At 70.2% G+C, this 19,852-nt stretch carries 18 protein-coding genes; 12 read left to right on the top strand and 6 right to left on the bottom strand.

Going from position 1 to position 19,852, the window contains the following annotated elements; translation table 11 throughout:
* The first annotated feature begins 103 nt into the window (after positions 1 to 103).
* Genes AB0E90_RS29810 through AB0E90_RS29800 form a run of 3 tightly spaced genes read left to right on the top strand, consistent with a single transcriptional unit; the run spans position 104 to position 3,430 of the window.
* Complete coding sequence (locus tag AB0E90_RS29810; protein ID WP_360412969.1) at positions 104 to 1,390, top strand: hemolysin family protein; 1,287 nt, start codon at positions 104 to 106, stop codon at positions 1,388 to 1,390.
* Positions 1,387 to 2,406, top strand: a complete 1,020-nt coding sequence (locus AB0E90_RS29805; RefSeq protein ID WP_360412966.1) for a hemolysin family protein — start codon at positions 1,387 to 1,389, stop codon at positions 2,404 to 2,406. Before AB0E90_RS29810 ends, AB0E90_RS29805 begins: the two co-directional genes overlap by 4 nt.
* Before the next feature lie 43 nt (positions 2,407 to 2,449).
* Positions 2,450 to 3,430, top strand: coding sequence for a sporulation protein (locus tag AB0E90_RS29800; RefSeq protein ID WP_360412963.1), 981 nt, complete (start codon positions 2,450 to 2,452; stop codon positions 3,428 to 3,430).
* 129 nt (positions 3,431 to 3,559) lie between these two features.
* Here AB0E90_RS29800 and AB0E90_RS29795 read toward each other — a convergent pair whose 3' ends face one another.
* Entirely contained in the window at positions 3,560 to 4,816 is a 1,257-nt protein-coding gene (locus AB0E90_RS29795) for a bifunctional pyridoxamine 5'-phosphate oxidase family protein/GNAT family N-acetyltransferase (RefSeq protein WP_360412960.1), read from the bottom strand.
* 53 nt (positions 4,817 to 4,869) lie between these two features.
* Between AB0E90_RS29795 and AB0E90_RS29790 the strand changes: the two genes are divergently transcribed.
* The 6 genes from AB0E90_RS29790 to rny all read left to right on the top strand — a co-directional run bounded on the left by AB0E90_RS29790 (position 4,870) and on the right by rny (position 11,654).
* A complete protein-coding gene (locus AB0E90_RS29790; RefSeq protein WP_360412957.1) occupies positions 4,870 to 6,216 on the top strand; it encodes an aminotransferase class I/II-fold pyridoxal phosphate-dependent enzyme in 1,347 nt (448 codons plus the stop codon).
* 45 nt (positions 6,217 to 6,261) lie between these two features.
* Positions 6,262 to 6,924: a UdgX family uracil-DNA binding protein gene (locus tag AB0E90_RS29785; protein ID WP_360412954.1), complete on the top strand. Its 663-nt coding sequence runs from the start codon at positions 6,262 to 6,264 to the stop codon at positions 6,922 to 6,924.
* A 13-nt stretch (positions 6,925 to 6,937) separates the two neighbouring features.
* Positions 6,938 to 7,138, top strand: a complete 201-nt coding sequence (locus AB0E90_RS29780) for a DUF3046 domain-containing protein (protein WP_360412951.1) — start codon at positions 6,938 to 6,940, stop codon at positions 7,136 to 7,138.
* A 194-nt stretch (positions 7,139 to 7,332) separates the two neighbouring features.
* On the top strand, positions 7,333 to 8,379 hold the full coding sequence (recA, locus tag AB0E90_RS29775) for a recombinase RecA (RefSeq protein ID WP_360412948.1): 1,047 nt from the start codon (positions 7,333 to 7,335) through the stop codon (positions 8,377 to 8,379).
* 136 nt (positions 8,380 to 8,515) lie between these two features.
* Positions 8,516 to 9,355 carry a regulatory protein RecX gene (locus AB0E90_RS29770; protein ID WP_360412945.1) on the top strand — a complete coding sequence of 280 codons (840 nt, stop codon included), beginning with the start codon at positions 8,516 to 8,518 and terminating at the stop codon, positions 9,353 to 9,355.
* A gap of 574 nt (positions 9,356 to 9,929) precedes the next feature.
* A complete protein-coding gene (rny, locus tag AB0E90_RS29765) occupies positions 9,930 to 11,654 on the top strand; it encodes a ribonuclease Y (protein ID WP_360412942.1) in 1,725 nt (574 codons plus the stop codon).
* Positions 11,655 to 11,670: 16 nt separating this feature from the next.
* Here the strand turns inward: rny and AB0E90_RS29760 are convergent, their stop codons facing one another.
* The 4 genes from AB0E90_RS29760 to AB0E90_RS29745 form a co-directional block, all read right to left on the bottom strand.
* Positions 11,671 to 12,549: an amino acid ABC transporter permease gene (locus AB0E90_RS29760; RefSeq protein ID WP_360412938.1), complete on the bottom strand. Its 879-nt coding sequence runs from the start codon at positions 12,547 to 12,549 to the stop codon at positions 11,671 to 11,673.
* Complete coding sequence (locus AB0E90_RS29755; protein ID WP_360412935.1) at positions 12,546 to 13,220, bottom strand: amino acid ABC transporter permease; 675 nt, start codon at positions 13,218 to 13,220, stop codon at positions 12,546 to 12,548. Before AB0E90_RS29755 ends, AB0E90_RS29760 begins: the two co-directional genes overlap by 4 nt.
* A gap of 59 nt (positions 13,221 to 13,279) precedes the next feature.
* Complete coding sequence (locus tag AB0E90_RS29750) at positions 13,280 to 14,149, bottom strand: glutamate ABC transporter substrate-binding protein (RefSeq protein ID WP_360412932.1); 870 nt, start codon at positions 14,147 to 14,149, stop codon at positions 13,280 to 13,282.
* 71 nt (positions 14,150 to 14,220) lie between these two features.
* A complete protein-coding gene (locus AB0E90_RS29745) occupies positions 14,221 to 14,964 on the bottom strand; it encodes an amino acid ABC transporter ATP-binding protein (RefSeq protein ID WP_360412929.1) in 744 nt (247 codons plus the stop codon).
* A 140-nt stretch (positions 14,965 to 15,104) separates the two neighbouring features.
* Here AB0E90_RS29745 and AB0E90_RS29740 point away from each other — a divergent pair, with 140 nt between their 5' ends.
* The 3 genes from AB0E90_RS29740 (at position 15,105) to AB0E90_RS29730 (ending at position 18,972) form a co-directional block, all read left to right on the top strand.
* Positions 15,105 to 15,539 (top strand): hypothetical protein, encoded by a 435-nt coding sequence (locus AB0E90_RS29740; protein WP_360412926.1) that lies wholly within the window; start codon positions 15,105 to 15,107, stop codon positions 15,537 to 15,539.
* A 21-nt stretch (positions 15,540 to 15,560) separates the two neighbouring features.
* Positions 15,561 to 17,048: a tRNA (N6-isopentenyl adenosine(37)-C2)-methylthiotransferase MiaB gene (miaB, locus tag AB0E90_RS29735; RefSeq protein WP_360412923.1), complete on the top strand. Its 1,488-nt coding sequence runs from the start codon at positions 15,561 to 15,563 to the stop codon at positions 17,046 to 17,048.
* Between the two features lie 223 nt (positions 17,049 to 17,271).
* Positions 17,272 to 18,972 (top strand): diguanylate cyclase, encoded by a 1,701-nt coding sequence (locus AB0E90_RS29730; RefSeq protein ID WP_360412920.1) that lies wholly within the window; start codon positions 17,272 to 17,274, stop codon positions 18,970 to 18,972.
* Here AB0E90_RS29730 and AB0E90_RS29725 read toward each other — a convergent pair.
* On the bottom strand, positions 18,953 to 19,840 hold the full coding sequence (locus tag AB0E90_RS29725; protein ID WP_360412917.1) for a LysR family transcriptional regulator: 888 nt from the start codon (positions 19,838 to 19,840) through the stop codon (positions 18,953 to 18,955). The two genes, AB0E90_RS29730 and AB0E90_RS29725, sit on opposite strands and share 20 nt — an antisense overlap.
* Positions 19,841 to 19,852 lie beyond the last annotated feature (12 nt).

The raw sequence follows: 19,852 nt of genomic DNA, 5'->3' as shown, positions 1-19,852 counted from the left end.
GAATCGCTCAGCCGGCGTTGTTACCGTCTTGTCCCATGATCGGCAGTACTCGGCCGGGCTCGGCCCGGCTTTCTGTCCCTCGTTCCCGCTTCAGTCCCAGCGCATGTTGATCCTCGTCGGTCTTCTGCTGGTCCTCCTCGTCACGGCCGTGACCGGCTATTTCGTGGCCCAGGAGTTCGGTTATGTCGCCGCCGACCGCGGCCGCCTGCGCCGGCAGGCCGCGGAGGGCGACCAGGCCGCGGCCCGCGCTCTGCGGGTCACCGAGCGGCTCTCCTTCGTGTTGTCGGGCGCCCAGTTGGGCATCACCGTCACCGCGCTCCTCGTCGGTTATGTCGCCGAGCCCTTCCTGGGCGACGGTCTCGCGTCGCTGCTCGGCGTGGCCGGCCTGCCCGAGGCCGTGAGCCTGCCGATCTCGGTGACGTTTGCCCTGGTCGTGGCGACCGTGGTGCAGATGGTGTTCGGCGAGCTCGCGCCCAAGAACCTGGCCATCGCCCGCCCCGAGGTGGTGGCCAAGAAGCTGAGCCGGTCCACGCTCGCATATCTGACCGTCTTCGGGCCGGTCATCCGGCTCTTCGACGCCTCGGCCGCGCGCCTGCTGCGCCGTCTCGGGATCGAACCGGTCGAGGAGTTGCCCGAGGGCGCCACGACCGAGGACCTCTCCCAGATCATCGCCGCGTCCAAGGCCGACGGGGTTCTCTCCGGCGAGATGTCCGCCCTGCTCGACCGGGGCCTGGAATTCCGCGGCCTGACCGCCGCGTCGGTCATGGTGCCGCGGGTCCACGTCGACTTCGTCTCCGCGACGTCCACGGCCGCGGATGTGGTCGCGATGCTGGACACCGGGCATTCCCGCTTCCCGGTCCGGGGCGCCACCTCCGACGAGATTCTCGGCGTCGTCGCGATCTCCGACGTGATCTCGGTTCCGCCCGCCCGGCGCTCCTCGGTTCTCGTCGCCGACCTGCTCAGCGAGCCGCTGATGGTGCCGTCCTCACTGCGCCTGCCCGCTGTGCTCGAGCGCCTGCGCTCCGGCCGGCGTCAGTTGGCCTGCGTCGTCGACGAGTTCGGCGGCTTTGTCGGCATCGTCACCTTCGAGGACATCGCCGAGGAACTGGTCGGCCCGATCCGCGACGAGGACGACCTGCCCGAGCCGGCTCCGGTTCGCCAGGACGACGGTTCCTGGCTGGTGCCGGCCCGCTGGCGGCTCGACGAGATCAGCGACGCCACCGGCGTCGACCTGCCGGTCTCGGACGACTACGAGACGGTGTCCGGCCTGGTCATGGCCCATCTGGGCCGGGTGGCCAAGGCAGGCGACTCACTGACGCTTCACGATCTTTCGGTACGCGTGGAGAGCGTCGACCGCCACGTGCCGCAGACGGTGCGGTTGTCCCGATGATCGCCGTCCTCGCCGTGTTCCTGCTCGCCGGCAACGCGTTCTTCGTCGCCGCCGAGTTCGCCCTGGTGGCCAGCAAGCGCCACCGTCTCGAACAGGCGGCCGTGTCGGGTGGCCGATCGGCCGCGGCCGCCCTGGCCGGCAGCCGATCCCTGCCACTGATGCTGGCCGGCGCCCAGTTGGGCATCACGCTGTGCTCTCTGGGTCTGGGCGCCCTGGCCGAACCGGCCCTGGCCCACTGGCTGACCCCGCTGCTGCACGGCGTCGGCCTCCCCGCGGTCGCCTCGCACGCGATCGCCTTCGTGGTCGCCCTGGCCGTCGTCACGTTCCTGCACCTGGTCGTCGGCGAGATGATGCCGAAGTCGTGGGCGATCACCGACCCGGAACGCTCGGCCACCCTGCTCGCCCTGCCGTTCCGGATGTTCGCCCGGATCGCCGGCCCGGCCCTGCGCCTGCTGAACGCGCTGGCCAACGCCGTGCTGAAACCGTTCGGCGTGCGCCCGCAAGATCAGCTCGCGGTGTCACACGGTCCGGCCGAGATGCAGATCCTGCTCGACCGGTCCCGCGCCGAGGGCCTCATCGAAGCCGAGGAGACCGAGCTGCTCAGCAGCGTGCTCGGCCTCGGCTCACGCACCGTGCGCGAGATCGCCTTCGCCGCCGATCGGCTGGTCACCGTGCCCATGACGGCGTCCGCGGCCGACGTGGAGCTGGCGTCGATGGGCAACGGCCGGTCCCGGCTCGGCGTGACGGCCGCGGACGGGTCGGTGGTGGGCTTCGTGCACGTGCGTGACGTGGCTCGCGCCACCACCGCCGGCCTCGACGTGACCGCCGCCGACCTGATGGACGAGCCGTTCAGCCTCGACCCGGACGACCGCGTGGTCGACGCGGTCGCCGCGATGCAGGCCGGCCGGGCCCAGCTGGCGGTCGTCGCCGGCGGCGGGTTCGTGGCCCTGGAAGACCTGCTGGAACAGGTGCTCGGCCCGTTCGACGACGAGACCGACCCGGTCCCGGTCTCCTGATCACCCCGTTAGCCACCCCGTTTGTTCAAGGAGGAATGACCCGGTGGTTTTCAAGAAGATGATGCGCGCCTTCGGCGTCGGCGGTCCGTCCGTCGACACCGTGCTGGCCAACCCGAACGTCCGCCCCGGTCTGGCGCTCGACGGCCAGGTCCGGGTGATGGGCGGCGACCACGACGTCACCATCGAGCAGATCGTGCTCGGCCTGGTGACCCGGGTCGAACACGAACACGGTGACGGATTCGTCGAATTCCACCGCCTGCCCGTCGCCGGCTCGTTCCAACTACGCGCCGGCGAGCAGCGGGAACTGCCGTTCTCGTTCCCGGTGCCGTGGGAAACCCCGATTACGCACGTCTACGGCGAACGCCTCCGCGGCATGACCATGGGGCTGCGCACCGAGCTGGCGGTGGCGAAGGCGGTGGACAAGGGCGACCTCGACGAGGTGGCCGTGCACCCGCTGCCCGCCCAGGAACGCATCCTGGACGCCTTCGCCCGCCAGGGTTTCCGCTTCGCCAAGGCCGACCTGGAGCACGGCGGCATCTACGGCCTGCACCAGCAGCTGCCGTTCTATCAGGAGATCGAGTTCTACCCACCGGCACAGCTGGCCGGCGGCATCAACGAGGTAGAGGTCACCTTCGTCGCCGGCCCGGAGGGCGTCGAGGTGGTCCTCGAGTTCGACAAGCGGGGCGGTTTCCTGGCCGCGGGGCACGACGCTTACGGCCGCTTCCGCGTCTCGCACACCGAAGTGGACACCACCGATTGGAACGCCGTGGTCGCCTCCTGGGTGACCGAGGCGGCGAGCCGTTACCAGGGCCTGCGCGGCGCAGCCGGCTTCGCCGGCCACGGCGGGGCCTTCGGCGGCGGTCACGGCGGCCACGGTTACGGCCACCACGGCCACTACCGTCGCGGCCCGGGCATGGGCGCGATGGCCGCGGGCGTAGCCGGCGGCGTCGTGGGCGGCATGGTCCTCGGCGAGGTCGTCGAGGAAGTCTTCGAGGACGACGGCGGCGACTTCGGAGAGGAGTAGCCACCGCGGCGGCCGGGCGGCGGGCCCAGCGCCGCCGTAGCCCAGCGTCGGCGAACAGCCGCCGCAAGCCCGTCACTGCAAGCCCGGCCGCCGGTCAGCCCACCGCCATGGGCGGGCCGGCGGCCGCCTTTACGCCGCCGCCGGCGTGGCCGCACCGCCTGCTGTCAGTCGCTCGCGCAGCCGTCGTGCCGCGGCCGGCCACTCGTCGGCGGTCATCGCGAACACCACTGTGTCGCGCCATGTGCCGTCGAGCCGCAGCCGCTGGTGGCGGAGCACGCCGTCGCGGGTGGCGCCGAGCCGGGCGATCGCGTTCTGCGAGCGCTCGTTGTAGATATCCGTGTACCAGAACACCTTCTGCGCGCCGAGCACGTCGAACGCGTGCCCGAGCAGCAGCAGCTTGGCCTCGGTGTTGACCCCGGTGCGCCACCACGGCTTGCCGACCATGGTGTGGCCGATGGCGAGCGAGCGGTTGACCGGGTCGATGTCGTGGTAACTGGTCGTGCCGATCACCGTGCCGTCGGCCGGATCGACCTGCGCCCACGGCATCTGCGCGCCGGTCCACTGGCGGTCGAGCAGGCCGGCGATGTAGGCGGTCATCTCCGCGACGGTCGCCGGCTGGACGGTCGGCAGATGGCGCCAGACCTCCTTGTCGGCGAGCGCGTCGAGCATCCCAGCGGCGTGCCCCGGCGCGAGCGGCTCGAGTCGCACGTGCCGGCCCGCGAGCAGCACCGGCCGCACCCACGGGGAGCCGCCACCGGGCAGATAGGACGGTGGCGCGGCGGTCACCCCCGCATCGGCCTGCGGCGGCCCGAACGCCCGGCTCACCGGCAGGACGCCGGCCCAGTGCGGCAGCGCCAGGTCGGCCGGATCGTCGTTGACCCCGCCGGTGCGGGCGCGCACCGAGACCTCGGCGAGCGGCAGCGCGAGCACGCTGGTCTGCGCGAGCTCCTGCTTCGTCGGTGGCCGGCTGTCGGCGGCGCGGCCATCGCCGACCTTGTCGGCCAGCGCGCGCGTGGCGGCCAGTTTCTCGGCCGGGTCGGTGACCGGCTGGGCGACGCCGTGCACGACCACGGAACGGTAATTGGCGCTGTGGTGGAACTGGGATCGCCCGTACACAATCGCGTCGAGGATCGTGACGCTCACGCTGACCCGGACCCCGCCGGTGCGGGCCGACAGGCCGAAGCGGCCGCCGCTGGACCCGTGCAGATAGAGGGTGTCGCCGACCCGGACCTGCAGGGTGGGCAGCACCCGGGGCTCGCCGTCGACCACGAAGGCGACGCAACAGTCATACGCCTCGTCGAGGATGGCGTGGGCCTGGTCGGCGTCGTAACTCATCCGGTCGCGGTAGCGGGTGGCGGTGGTGCGCTCCGTCTGGGGATAGAGCATCGAGGCCTCCGAGAAACTTGCGATGTATCTTGTACTAGTACACACTCTTTCCTGTGTCAGCACAGTATCAGGTCGGTGGCGACAGCGCCGCCTCGATTTCGGCCAGCATCGAGTCGGGCGTCCTGCGCGGCGACATCGTCTGGGGCGCCGCCCTGCCGTCCATCCGGATCCTCGCCGACGATCTGCACGTCAGCCCGGCCACCGTGGCCAAGGCCTATCAGGAGCTGCGACATCGCGGCGTCGTCGAGGCCGACGGCCGGCGCGGCACCCGGGTCCGGTCCCGTCCGGCGATCGCCGGCCCGCGTGCCGGCCTGCGCCTGCCGGTGCCCGACGGCGTGCGTGATCTCTCCTCCGGCGAGCCCGACTTCCGCTGGCTGCCGAGCATCGGCCCGGCCCTGCGCGCGATCGCCGAGGTGAGCGGTCCGCCGCCGGGTTATGCGTCGGCTGTCGCGATGCCCGAGCTGATCGACGTCGCCCGCCCCCGCCTGGCCGCCGACGGCGTGCCGGTCGACGGCGCCTCGATCGCCGCCACCTCGGGCACGCTCGACGCGATCGAGCGGCTGCTCACCGCCCACCTGCGGCCCGGCGACGCGGTCGCGATGGAGGATCCCGGATGGGCCAACCTGATCGACCTGCTGGCCGCCCTCGACCTGCGCCCGATCCCGGTCACCATCGATCCCGAGGGTCCCGAGCCCGAGTCGCTCGCCGCCGCCCTGCGAGCCGGCGCCCGCGCCGTGGTCATCACCGTGCGCGCGCAAAATCCGACCGGCGCCGCCGTCTCCGAGTCCCGCGCCGCCGAGCTGCGTGAGGTGCTGGCCGCCCACCGCGGCGTGCTGCTGATCGAGGACGATCACGCCGCCGAGCTGGCCGGCGCGCCGCTGCACTGCCTGGGCCCGGTGACCGAGTCGTGGGCGTTCATCCGCTCGGCGTCCAAACCGTTCGGTCCCGACCTGCGCATCGCGGTGATGGCCGGTGACGAGACCACGATCGCCCGGGTGGTGGGCCGCATGCGGCTCGGCGCCGGCTGGGTCTCCACCGTCCTGCAGCGACTGCTGCTGCTTCTCTGGCTCGACGACGACGTGACGGCGCAGGTCTCGGCCGCGGCGGCCGGCTATGGCCGGCGCCGCCAGGCTCTCTGCGACGAGCTCTCCGCGCGGGGCCTGGCGGCCGAGGGCGCCACCGGCATCAACGCTTGGGTACGCGTTCCGGACGAGACCCGCACGATCGGCCTGCTCCGCGAGGCGGGTTATGCGGTGGCCCCCGGCTCGCTGTTCCGCATCGGCACCCCACCGGGCATCCGCATCACGATCAGCCCGCTCGACGACGACGACATCCCGCCACTGGCCGAGGCGGTCGCGTCCGCGGTCACTCCGGCGGGCCTGGCGTCACCCTCCCGGTGAGTCCCGCCGTGCGTGAAGGACCGATGGTGGGGTAGAAACCGTGGCATGCCAAGGACCGACGCGCCGGTCGGCGCGCAGGAGTGGGTGCCGGCGCGCGCGACGAGCATCGATGAGCTCAAGTCGGCCGCGGCTGGCTGCGAGGGCTGCGAGCTGCACACGAACGCGACCCAGACCGTCTTCGGCCGGGGCGCCCCGCACGCGAAGGTGGTCTTCGTCGGCGAGCAGCCCGGCGACGTCGAGGACCAGCGCGGCCTGCCGTTCGTCGGCCCGGCCGGCCGCCTCCTGCGCGAGGCGGTCGACGACGCCGGCCTCGACCCGGCCGACCTCTACATCACCAACGCGGTGAAGCACTTCCGCTTCGAGCTGCGCGGCACGCGCCGCATCCACCAGACGCCCGGCCCGGCGCACATCACCGCTTGCCGGCCCTGGGTGGTCGCCGAGTTCGCGCTGCTCCAGCCGCAGGTCGTCGTCGTGCTCGGCGCCACCGCGGGCAAGGCGCTGATCGGTCCGTCGTTCCGGGTCACCCAGCAGCGCGGCCGCCTGATGCCGTGGCCCGCCGCCGCCCAGCACCCGGAAGACTTCCCGGTCGCCGAGGCCCAGGCGCTCGCCACGATCCACCCCTCCGCGGTGCTGCGCGCCGACAACCGCGACATCGCCTACCAGGGCCTGGTCGACGATCTCAAAGTGGTGGCCGGGGTCGTGCGCTGACTAGGCTTGGTCGGTGCGGTTGACGGATTTTCGGGCGCGGCTCGAGCAGGCATTCGGCGCCACCTATTCGCAGAGCCTGGCGGCCGATCACTCCTTCGGGGAGCTCGGCGACCGGACGATCAATCAAGCGATAGCGGACGGTATCGATACCGCTACGATCTGGCGCGCTGTAGTGACCGCGTACCCCGATCGGGTGCCCGCCCGCCTGCGCTGACCAAATTTTCGTACGCTTGTACTGGCGTGTCGCTTCGATCTAGAACACCTGTTCGGCTATTGTCCACAGCGGCTGTGGCCATCCACAGTTCTTGGCAGGGCGGCGATTTTTTGTCATACCCACCGCCTACCTTGTAGCCCGTGAACAGAGGCTCAGCGAAGGCGCCGGTGAAATCAAATACAGGGGTGGCGGACATGGCGGCAGGACCCGACCGAGATAAAGCTCTCGATCTGGCACTGGCTCAGATCGACAAGCAGTTCGGCAAGGGCTCGGTGATGCGGCTCGGGGAGCGGCCGGTCGTGCAGACCGCCGTGATCCCGACCGGCTCCATCGCGCTGGATGTGGCGCTCGGTGTCGGCGGCCTGCCGCGCGGCCGGGTCATCGAGGTCTACGGCCCCGAGTCCAGCGGTAAGACGACGGTCGCGCTGCACGCGGTGGCCAACGCGCAGCGCAATGGCGGCATCGCGGCGTTCATCGACGCCGAGCACGCCCTCGACCCGGAATACGCCAAGGCCCTCGGCGTCGACACCGACGCCCTGCTGGTCTCTCAGCCCGACACCGGTGAGCAGGCGCTCGAGATCGCCGACATGCTGATCCGCTCGGGTGCGCTCGACGTCATCGTGATCGACTCGGTGGCCGCGCTCGTGCCGCGCGCCGAGATCGAGGGCGAGATGGGCGACAGCCACGTCGGTCTGCAGGCCCGGCTCATGAGCCAGGCGCTCCGCAAGATCACCGGCATTCTCAGCAACTCGGGCACCACCGCGATCTTCATCAACCAGCTCCGCGAGAAGATCGGCGTCATGTTCGGCTCGCCGGAGACGACGACCGGTGGCCGCGCCCTGAAGTTCTACGCGTCCGTGCGTCTCGACGTGCGCCGCATCGAGAGCCTCAAGGACGGCACCGACGTGGTCGGCAACCGCACCCGCGTCAAGGTGGTGAAGAACAAGGTGGCCGCGCCGTTCAAGCAGGCCGAGTTCGACATCATGTATGGCAAGGGCATCTCCCGCGAGGGCTCGTTGATCGACGTCGGCGTCGAGCAGAACATCATCCGCAAGTCCGGCGCCTGGTACACGTATGACGGCGACCAGCTGGGCCAGGGCAAGGAGAAGGCGCGGGAGTTCCTCAAGGAGAACCCCGACGTCGCCGCCGAGATCGAGAAGAAGATCCTCGAGAAGCTCGGCGTCGGCCAGACCACCGGCGATGCCGCCGGCGGCCCGGAGCTGCCGCCGGTCGACTTCTGATCGAGTAAGCCGAAAGCATCGAGCAGGCCGAGCTGGCAGGCCGAGCTGGCAGGCCGAGCTGGCAGGCCGAGCTGGCAAGCCGAGCTGGCAAGCCGAAAGGGCAAGCCGAGCAGTAGTGGCCGAGAGGTAAAGCCGAATGGCCGGACGACGCGGCGCACGGTCCGGGCGCGGGTGGGATGCCCTGCCGCCCCGGGCTGCGCGCCGATCAACCGATGAGCACCCGCCCGGCGAGGTCGACGACGGCGAAGCGGAACGCGGCAACGTTCCCGCCCGCCGCCGGCGATCCTCGCCGGGCGGAAATTCCACCGCGCCGGGCTTCGGCGAAGGCGCAAGCCCAAGCGGAGCCGGAGCCGGAACCGGCGGCGGAGCCGGAACCGCGGGCGGAGGCTGGGGCAGGCGCGGAGCCGGGGCCGGCGGCCGCAGCGCAGGTGCGGGTGCGGGTGCTGAGCAGAGCGAGTCGGAGCGGGCCAGGGAGATCTGTCTGCACCAGCTCTCGGCGCGGCCGCGCACTCGGGCCGAGCTGGCCAAGGTGCTCGCCCGCAAGGAGATCTCGGCCGAGGTGATCGCCGAGGTCCTCGACCGCTATGACGAGGTCGGCATCATCGACGACGCGGCGTTCGCGCGCGCCTGGGTGTCCAGCCGGCACCACAGCCGCGGCCTGGCCCGCCGGGCGCTCGCCAACGAGCTGCGTCAGCGTGGCGTGGACGCCGAGGTGGCCGGCGAGGCGCTGGAGACGCTCGACGACGAGGGCGAGGCGGAGACCGCGCGTTCCCTGGTCGATCGCAAACTGCGCACCGCGACCGGCACGCCCGATGCGATCTTCCGCCGACTGGTGAGCATGCTCGCCCGCAAGGGCTACCCGGCCGGGGTGGCGATCCGAGCGGTCAAGGACGCCTTGGCCGCCCGCGATGCCGAGGCGGCCGAGTTCGCCGACCAGATCGACCCCGACGCGTTGGCGGACGAAGCATCCGGGTGAAGACTCAACTACTTTGAGTTGCCTGACGACATCACTGAGAGTGATGTCACCGGAGCGCCGGCGGCACTCCGTGGCCCGATGCGCAAACGCCCAATGCCGCACATCTCCTGGCGTAGTGGAAAGATAGGATCGGCGCACGCCGGGAGTCGATGCGAGATCTATGGTCCCGGTAAGCCGGAAATGTTCACCACGATCGTGAGCTGCGCGTAAGCAGGTCTGTGCCCTACGTCCCATCCGTGGCCGAATCATGGATCCTTGACCGAAGTGGCACTTGCGACCTAGCCTCGCGTTACACAAGGTGTGTTCGACCATCGCATGCAACACGCACAACATAGATCGCATTACATTACGGCATCACTTGTGACCTCGTTGGTCACTGATATACAGCCAGGCAGCACCCATAACACCGCGCCGTCCCGGGCGAGTCATAACAGCTCGGCGTGCCCTACCGGAGCACGTCGCGGCCCGGCGCAACCTGCTGCGGGCATGCCGGAATTTGCGAGCCTTGGTCGGGCATCCCGCAGACAGCCTGCGCGCGCACAACGCGCCGGGCGGCGAAGGGAGACGCGGCGAGATGACCGCCCTGGACTGGGTGCTCGTGGTGGCGATCGTCGTCCTCGGCGCCCTGGTGGTGGCCGGGCTGGTGCTCGGCGCACGGGCGCTGCGCCAGATGCAGAGCGATCGCGCGAACGCCCAGGAGCGCGAGGATCAGGCCGTCGGCGCCGCGCAGGCGAAGGTCGCGGACGCGAATGCCAAGGCCGCTTCCGTGCGCGCCGAGGTCGCCGCGGCCAAGGCCGAGGCCACCTCCGCCCGGGCCGAGGCCCGCCGGGTCCTGGAGGACGCACACAGCGAGGCCGACACCATCCTGGAGCGCGCCCACCGCCAGGCCGAGGCCGACGCCGAGCAGGTCCGCAGCGCGGCCCGCCGGTCCGGCGAGCGCGAGGTGGCCCTGCTGAACGCGACCGCGAAGGAGCAGGCCGCCGAGGTCGAGCGGCGCGCGGCGCGGATCGACGAGCGGGAGCGGCTGCACGCCGACGAGGTGGAGCGACTGGTAGACCGGGAGCGCCGGCTGGCGACCCAGGATGCTGATCTGGCCGGTCGGGAAAGCGCTCTCGTGACCCGAGAGGCGGACCTGAAGAAAAAAGAGGAGCAGAAGCGCCTCGAGCTGGAGCGGATCGCGAACCTGACCGCCGAGTCGGCCCGGTCCGAGCTGGTGGCGGACATCGAGGTGCAGGCCAAGCGGGAAGCCGCGATCATGGTGCGGGACATCGAGAACGACGCCAAGAACACGGCCGACGCCCGGGCCCGCCGCATCGTCGTCGACGCGATCCAGCGGATCGCCAGCGAGCAGACCTCGGAGAGTGTGGTCAGCGTGCTGCACCTGCCGAGCGATGAGATGAAGGGCCGGATCATCGGCCGTGAGGGTCGCAACATCCGGGCGTTCGAGTCGGTCACCGGGGTCAACCTGATCATCGACGACACCCCGGAGGCGGTGCTGCTGTCGTGCTTCGACCCGGTGCGCCGGGAGGTTGGCCGGCTGACCCTGGAGAAGCTGGTGCTGGACGGGCGGATCCATCCGCACCGCATCGAAGAGGTCTACGAGAGCGCCAAGAACGAGGTCGACCGGCTCTGCGACCGGGCCGCGGAAGAAGCTCTCGTCGACGTCGGCATCACCAACATCCACCCGGAGCTGGCGAAACTGCTCGGCCGGCTGCGCTACCGCACCAGCTACGGGCAGAACGTCCTCAAGCACCTGGTCGAGACCGCGCACATCGCCGGGATCATGGCCGCCGAGCTGGGCCTGGACATCCCGTCGATGAAGCGGGCCGCGTTCCTGCACGACATCGGCAAGGCGCTGACCCACGAGGTGGAGGGCAGCCACGCGCTGATCGGCGCGGACCTGGCCCGTAAATACGGTGAGTCGGAAGACGTGGTCCACGCGATCGAGGCGCACCACAACGAGGTACCGCCGCAGACCATCGAGGCGGTCCTGACCCAGGCGGCCGACGCCTGCTCGGGCGGTCGCCCGGGGGCCCGGCGGGAGAGCCTGGAGGCGTACGTCAAGCGTCTCGAGCGGATCGAGGAGATCGCCGCCGGCAAGGTCGGGGTGGAAAAGGTTTTCGCGATGCAGGCCGGCCGCGAGATCCGGGTGATGGTGCGTCCCGAGGACATCGACGACATCGGCGCGGCCGTGCTGGCTCGCGACGTCGCGAAGCAGATCGAGGAAGAGTTGACCTATCCGGGCCAGATCCGTGTGACGGTCGTTCGCGAGTCCCGTGTCACGGAGCTGGCCCGGTAATCCGAACCCTGAGTAATCAGGCTCCCGTGTTCGGTTCGGCCGCGCCGGAGAGTACGGCCGGAGCACGGGTGGCCCGGGGCGCCTTGCCGCTGCGCCGGGTGCGCCGCGACAGCCAGCCGGCCACCGCGGTGAGGATCGAGTTGACCGTGATGTAGAGGGCGGCGGCCACCATGGCGGCCTGGATGACGTTGCCGAAGTTGGCGGCGACGTTGTTGACGCCCAGCTGGAGCAGCTCGTTGTAGCTGATGATGTAGCCGAGCGCGGTGTCCTTGACCAGCACCACCAGCTGGCTGACGATCACCGGCAGCATGGCCCGGGCCGCCTGCGGGATGAGGATCTGGCTCATCACCTGGCCCTTGCGCATGCCGATGGCGTACGCCGCCTCGCTCTGCCCGCTCGGCACCGACCGCACACCGGCCCGGAACGCCTCGGCCAGCACCGACCCGTTGTAGAGCGTCAGCGCGATGACGACGGCCCAGAGCGGGGACATCGGCTGCTGGGTGAGGAACGGGATGCCGAAGAAGATGAAGAACATCATCAGCAGCAGGGGTACGGCCCGGAAGAACTCGACGACGATCCCGGCCGGGACGCGCACCCACCAGTGGTCGGAGAGCCGGCCGACGGAGAAGAGGATGCCGAAGACCAGCGACAGCACCATCGCGATGGCGGCGGCCACGAGCGTGCCCTTGAGGCCGGGCAGGATGTAATCGGTCCAGGTGCTGCTCTGGGTGAACGGCTTCCACAGCGCGCCCGCCCACTGGCCCTTCACGTCGAAGCGGTGGTAGATCCAGTAGAGCATCCCGAGCAGCACCAGCCCGAAGACGACCGTGAGGATCCGGTTGCGGGCGCGGGCGCGCGGCCCCGGGTGGTCGTAGAGAACGGCATCAGTGCTCATCGCTTCACCGCCAGTCGGTTGGCCAGCCAGCCGAAGCCGTAGCCGGTGGGGATGAGGACGATCGCGAACGTGCCGGCGAAGACGAAGAAGATCGTCCAGACCTGGTCGCCGTTCGAGTTGATCAGCTCCTTCATCGCGCTGGACGACTCCATGAGGCCGATCGTGCCGACGATGGTCGCGTTCTTGCAGAGCGCGATCAGGATGCTGCCCAGCGGCGCGATCACCGCGCGGCCGGCCTGCGGCAGCACGATCATCGTGAGGGTCTGCCGGAACGTCATGCCGATCGCCCGGGCCGCCTCGGCCTGCCCGGCCGGGACCGTGTTGATGCCGGAGCGGATCGCCTCGCAGACGAACGCGGCGGTGTAGACCGAGAGGCCGACGACGCCGAGCCAGAAGTTGTTGATCTCGAGGTCGTCGGAGAGGGTGACGCCGAGCGTCGAGTACAGGCCGAAGTAGCAGAAGAAGATGATCAGGGTGAGCGGGGTGTTCCGGAAGATGTTCACCCAGGCCGTGCCGAAACCTCGCAGCACCGGCACTGGTGAGACCCGCATCGCCGCCAGCACGGTGCCGATCACCACCGCGCCGATCACGCCGGCCACCGTGAGCTTCAGGATCCAGAGGAACCCGGTCACATAAACGTCGAGATTGTACGAATCGGTAAAGACGTCCATGGCCGCCCTTCAGCCAAAAAAGGAGGGGCCGGTCGCCCGGCCCCACCGTCAATCGGAGATCAGGAACAGTTGGTCAGCTTCGACGCGTCCAGCTCGGGCGCGGCCTTGCCACTCTTACCGAGCGCGTCGTCCCAGGCCTTCTTGTACGACCCGTCGGCCGCGGCGGCCTTCAGGATGTCGTTGATCTTGTTGCAGCCCGCGGTGTCTTCCTTCTTGATACCGATGCCGTACAACTCGGTACTGAAGGGCTTACCGACGACCTTGAACTTGCCCGCGTACTGATCCTGCGAGGCGTACCCGGCCAGGATGATGTCGTCGGTGGTGACCGCGTCGACCTGACCACCGGCGAGCGCCGTCACGCACTTGGAGTACGAGTCGAACTGCTGCAGCTGGGCGGTCTTGTAGTCGGTCTGGATCTTCTTCGCCGGGGTGGACCCGCTGACCGAGCAGACCTTCTTACCGGCGAGCTGGTCGGGCCCGGTGATCGTCGACGCCGCCGGGACGAGCAGGTCCTGCCCGGCGATGTAGTACGGGCCGCCGAAGTTGACCTTCTTCTTCCGGTCATCGGTGATCGAGTAGGTCGCCACCACGATGTCGACCTGGCCCTGCTGAATGTACGGCTCACGGTTCGCCGACACCGTCGTCTTCCAGGTGATGCCGCTCTCGTCGACGCCGAGACCCTTCGCGATGAGCTTGCCGATCTCGATGTCGTAGCCGGTGTAGGTGCTACCGGTCTGCAAGCCGAGACCGGGCTGGTCGGCCTTGACGCCGATGGTCAGCTTCTTCGAGCTGGCCGCCTTCTCGACGATGCCCGACTTCGCGGTGCTGGTGCTGCCGCTGTCGGAACCCTTGTCGTCCCCGCCGCAGGCCGCCATGCCGAGCGCCATGGTCATTGCGCCGAACGTCGCTGCCAATCGGGTGATGCGCATGATTACGCTCCTCGAAATCGTTGCTTCTGCTATGGACGAACTGTGATAGGCGCTGTCAATGACTAAGACCATCAGTGAGACAAAATCTTGGAGAGAAAATCCTTGGCCCGATCGCTTTTCGGATTCGCGAAGAACTCGGCCGGCGGCGCCTGCTCGACCAGTTGGCCATCGGCCATGAAGACGACCCGGTTGGCGGCATGCCGCGCGAAACCCATCTCGTGGGTGACCACCACCATGGTCATGCCCTCACGGGCGAGCGACGTCATCACCTCGAGCACCTCGCCGACCATCTCGGGGTCGAGGGCGCTGGTGGGCTCGTCGAAGAGCAGGGCCTTGGGCTGCATGGCGAGGGCCCGGGCGATCGCCACCCGCTGCTGCTGGCCGCCGGACAGCTGGGCCGGATATTTCTCCGCCTGGTTGCCGATGCCGACCCGGTCGAGCAGCGACATGGCGCGCTCGCGGACTTCGACGGATTTCTCCTTACGCACCTTGATCGGCCCCAGCATCACGTTCTGCAGGATCGTCTTGTGCGCGAAGAGATTGAAGGACTGGAACACCATGCCGACCTCGCTGCGCAGGCGGGCGAGGGCTTTGCCCTCAGCCGGCAGTGCGCGGCCGTCGAACGTGATGCTGCCCGAGCTGATCGGCTCGAGTCGATTGATTGCCCGGCACAGCGTCGACTTGCCGGAGCCGGACGGTCCGATCACGACGACCACCTCGCCGCGGGCGACCGAGAGGTTCACGTCGTCGAGCACGTGCAGCGGACCGAACCATTTGTTGACGTTCTCGAGGACGATGAGAGCCTCGTCGGACACTGTTGAACCACCGTCCGTTCGTCGCGGATCACCCGGATGGGCACACTCTAATTGGACCGTTGTATCGGTTCACACCGAGAATGGTCACGAGGCGGTAACTTAACTGATGGAAGGCCCGGGGATTGTCCACCATGTTCGGTATGGCTGACGGGGATCCGACACCCGGCCTCTGGAACTGGGCGATCGGAAAACGAATTGACGCGGATCGCGTGCGGGGCGCCATCGCCGGCACGCTGGAGCATTCGGTGGTCCCGCTGGGGGCCGACGGCGTGATCATGTGCGACGTCTATCCGGTGGGTGGCGACTTCCCGACACTGGCCGACGTCTACCTGGCGCCCGACGAGGTCGAGGAGGCGACGGCCGCGAGCGCGGTCGCGGTCCGGCTGGGCGCCGCGATCCTGCTTCCCGACGACACCCTCGACCCGACGAGGTACGTGCTGGCCGAGCCGGACGGGACGCTGCGCCGGGTGCACGTCGACGAGATCGAGACCGACGACGGCCCGGAACGGCGCGGTCTGCGCGCATGCACCGGCGACGATTGTGACCGGACGCCGGACAGGCCGGCCGCCGCTTAAGCAGTACCCTGGTCAATTGCCATGACTATCGAGACCCTGGGCACCCAGCGCACCTACGACGTGCGCACGTACGGCTGCCAGATGAACGTGCACGACAGCGAGCGCATCTCCGGTCTCATGGAGGATGCGGGCTACGTGCGGGCTGCGGACCCCGACGCGGCCGACATCGTGGTGTTCAACACCTGCGCGGTCCGGGAAAACGCCGACAACCGCCTCTACGGCAACCTCGGCCACCTGCGCCCCACCAAGCTCAAACGCCCCGGCATGCAGATCGCGGTCGGCGGCTGCCTGGCGCAGAAGGACCGCGGCGACATCGTCAAGAAGGCGCCCTGGGTCGACGTCGTCTTCGGCACCCACAACATCGGCTCGCTGCCGGCGCTGCTCGAGCGCGCCCGGCACAACGAAGAGGCCGAGGTCGAGATCCTCGAGTCGCTCGAGGTGTTCCCGTCGACGCTGCCGACCAAGCGCGAGTCGACCTACGCCGGCTGGGTGTCGATCTCGGTGGGCTGCAACAACACCTGCACCTTCTGCATCGTGCCGGCGCTGCGCGGCAAGGAGAAGGACCGCCGGCCCGGCGAGATCCTGGCCGAGGTCGAGGCCCTGACCAAAGAGGGCGTCCTCGAGGTCACGCTGCTCGGGCAGAACGTCAACTCCTACGGCGCCGAGTTCGGTGACCGGCTCGCCTTCGGCAAGCTGCTGCGTTCCACCGGCGCGGTCGAGGGGCTGGAGCGGGTGCGGTTCACCAGCCCGCACCCGAAGGACTTCACCGACGACGTGATCGCCGCGATGGCCGAGACGCCGAACGTGTGCCACTCGCTGCACATGCCGCTGCAGTCCGGCTCCGACCGGGTGCTCAAGGCCATGCGCCGGAGTTACCGCCAGGAGAAATACCTCGGCATCATCGACAAGGTCCGGGCCGCCATGCCGGACGCCGCGATCACCACCGACATCATCGTCGGCTTCCCCGGCGAGACCGAGGAAGACTTCGAGCAGACCCTCGAGGTCGTCCGGCGAGCCCGGTTCTCCAGCGCCTTCACCTTCCAGTATTCGAAGCGCCCCGGCACCCCGGCCGCGACGATGGAGGAGCAGGTGCCCAAGGCGGTCGTCCAGGACCGCTACAACCGGTTGATCGCCGAGCTCGAGCAGATCAGCTGGGACGAGAACAAGAAGCTCGTCGGCCGCACGGTCGAGGTGCTGGTCGCGGTGGGCGAGGGCCGTAAGGACGAGCGCACCGGCCGGCTCAGCGGCCGCGCCCGCGACGGCCGGTTGGTCCACTTCGCGACCGGTGACATCGCACCCCGCCCCGGTGACATCGTCGAGACCGTGATCACCTACGCCGCCCCGCACCACCTCAACGCCGACGGCGCCCCGCTCTCCTACCGGCGCACCCGGGCCGGCGACGCGTTCGAGGCCGGCCGCACCCCGAAACTCAAGGGAGTCTCGCTCGGCCTGCCGACCGTGGGCGTCCCGGCGCCGCTTCCCGCCACCACCGGGGGTTGCGCAGTTTAGGGCCTGCCCTGCCGGTCAGACACGCGCCGATAGGCGGTCGATGCTTGTCCTCCGGCTCTACGCGCCCTCGCGCCGCTGATCGGCGGAGGCCGCGAGTTGTTCGGCCTGCCCACCGACGGGGTGGTCATCGCGCTGTCGTCGGTGGGCCTGATCCCGCTGGTCATGGTGCGGATCGCCCGGCTGTCGGCGGCCCGCCGGGAGGGCCGAGCGCGCCGTGCACCGGATGGCGACAACCGACCCGTTGACCGGGCTGCCGAATCGCGCCGCCTGCGTCGACCGGATCGAGGCGGAGCTGCGCTCCGGGCCGGACGCGCCGGCGGTGCTCTACGGCGATCTGGACGGCTTCCAGCCGGTCAACGACCGGCTGGGGCACGCGGCCGGCGACGACCTGCTGACCGTGCCGACCTGGCCATGTACGCCGCGAAGAGGTCCAAGTCGATCGGCCTGCTCAGCCTCGTGTCGGCATAAGTCTCACTTCGGTTGCGGCGCTGCCGATCGACGGTCCGTGGCTCTCCTGCGCGTCTACGCCGTCCTCGCCGGCACCCTCACGGCGACGTACTTGGTGTGGCCGTTCGACCTGCGCGGCTGGCCCTTCCTGGTGGTGACGCTCAGCGTGCTCCCCGCGATGGTCATGTCGTTGCGCCGGGCGCCGCGCGGCGCCCGGAAGGTGTGGTGGCTGCAACTCGCGTCGTCGGTCTCCTACAACGTCGGCAATCTGATCTGGATCTGGCTGGTCACCTGGGGCGGCCGGGAGAGCGGCGACGGCAGCGCCGCGGACGTCTTCCTGACCGCCGGCGGGGTGCTGATGCTCGTCTCGGCGCTGGTGCTGGTCGCGCAGCGCGGCCGGGGTGACGTCGGCGGCATCATCGACGCGGTGATCACCGCGGTGGCGCTCTCGGGCCTGCTCTGGGACGCGGTGATGCTGCCCGGGATGACTGACCACGGCATTGCCACCGGCCAGCAGGTCGGCACGTTCCTCAACCTGTTCGTGATGGCCGGGACGCTGGGCGCGATGGTGCGGATCTCGGCGGTCGCGGACCGGCGGATGGCCCCGGTGCGGTTACTCACCGCGGGCGTCTTCTTCGCGATGCTCGGCACCGTGAGCGGCGCGCTCGCCTTCGACGGGGGCATCCGTGCCGACTGGACCAACAACGTCTACATGGCCGCCTACGCGGCGCTGGGCTGCGCCGCGCTGCACCCCGCCGTGTCGGAGGTGATCAGCCGCGGCCCGAAGCCGGTCGACGACCTGAGTCGCGGCCGGCTGACCTTGCTCGCCTTCATGCTGGCGCTCGGCCCGATCATCGGCGGCGGCCGGGCGATCATCGGCCTGCCCACCGACGGCGTGCTGATCGCGCTCTCCTCGGCCGGCCTGATCCCGCTGGTCATGGTGCGGATCGCCCGACTGTCCACGGCCCGCCGCGAGGCCGAGCGGGCCCTGCGCCGGCTGGCCACTTCGGACCCGCTGACCGGCCTGCCGAACCGGGCCGCCTGCGTCGACCGGATCGACCAGGAGCTCCGCTCCGGCGAGGACGGCCTGGCGGTGCTCTTCTGCGACCTGGACGGCTTCAAGCCGGTCAACGACCGGCTCGGCCACGCGGCCGGCGACGACCTGCTGATCGCGGTGGCCGAGCACCTGCATGCCGGGCTGCGCGGCGTCGACCTGGTGAGCCGGTTCGGCGGCGACGAGTTCGTGGTCGTCTGCCGCGGGCCCGGCGCGGTCGAGGCGATCACCGACCGGATCCGCGACCTGGCCGCCCGCGAGCTGACCGCGGCCGGCGAGCAGGTGCGCATCGGGGTGAGCGTGGGTGTCGCCCAGGCCCTGCCCGGTGACGGCACCGACGACGTGCTGACCCGTGCTGACCTGGCGATGTACCGGGCCAAGAAGTCCAAGACGATCGGCGCGCTCAGCCTGGTGACGGCGTAGCGGCCGCCGCCCGCAGGTGCGCCAGCAGCGCCGCGGTGGCGGGCGGGTCGGGCGGCTCGCCGTGCACGGCCGCCAGGACCTGGCGTCCCGGCCCGGCTAGCGGGACGGTCCGCGCCCGGTCGTCGCGGTGCGCGGCGAGCGCGAGCCCGGGCAGCGTGGTCACTCCCAGCCCGGCCGCGACCAGGCGCTGCACGGCCACGTAGTCGTCGGTGGTGAACCGGATGTCCGGCGTGAAGCCCTCGGCCGCGCAGGCCCGCAGCAGCTCGTCGCGGCAGCGCTCGCAGCCGCCGATCCACGGCCGGTCCCGGTGATCGGCGAGCCGGTCGCCGGTCCAACCCAGCGGCGTGACCAGGTGCATCGGCTCCTCCAGCAGCACCTCGTGGCGCACCCCGGCCAGATCCGGCTGCGGCCCGCTCGGGTGCACGAACAACAGCGCCACCTCGACCTCACCGCTGCGCAGCGCACGGACCGCCGCGGGCGGTTCGGCCTCGGAAAACCGAAGATCAATTGATGGGTACGCGGCGACGAAGCCGGCCGCCGCCGCGGGCACGAACGTGCCGAGCGCGGACGGGAACGCGGCCAGCCGGACCCGCCCCGCCCGCAGCCCGGTGTGCTCGGCCAGCTCGTCCTCGGCCGCGGCGAGCCGCCCCAGGATCTCCTCGGCCCGGTCGGCGAGCATCCGCCCGGCCTCGGTGAGCCGGATGCCCCGGCCGGCCCGCTGCACGAGGCGGCTGCCGGTCTCGGCCTCGAGCCGCGCCAGGTGGTGGCTGACCGACGGCTGGGCGTAATGCAGCGCCTGGGCGGCGGCGGTGACCGAGCCGTGCCGGGCAACCGCGACCAGTACGCGCAGCCGAGTGACGTCAAGCATCGGCCAAATCTA

This window comes from Actinoplanes sp. NPDC026619 (assembly GCF_040638295.1).
Taxonomy (GTDB): Bacteria; Actinomycetota; Actinomycetes; order Mycobacteriales; family Micromonosporaceae; genus Actinoplanes.
The sequence above is the reverse complement of the archived record's forward strand: the minus strand, read 5'-3'. Positions and strand labels throughout refer to the sequence as shown.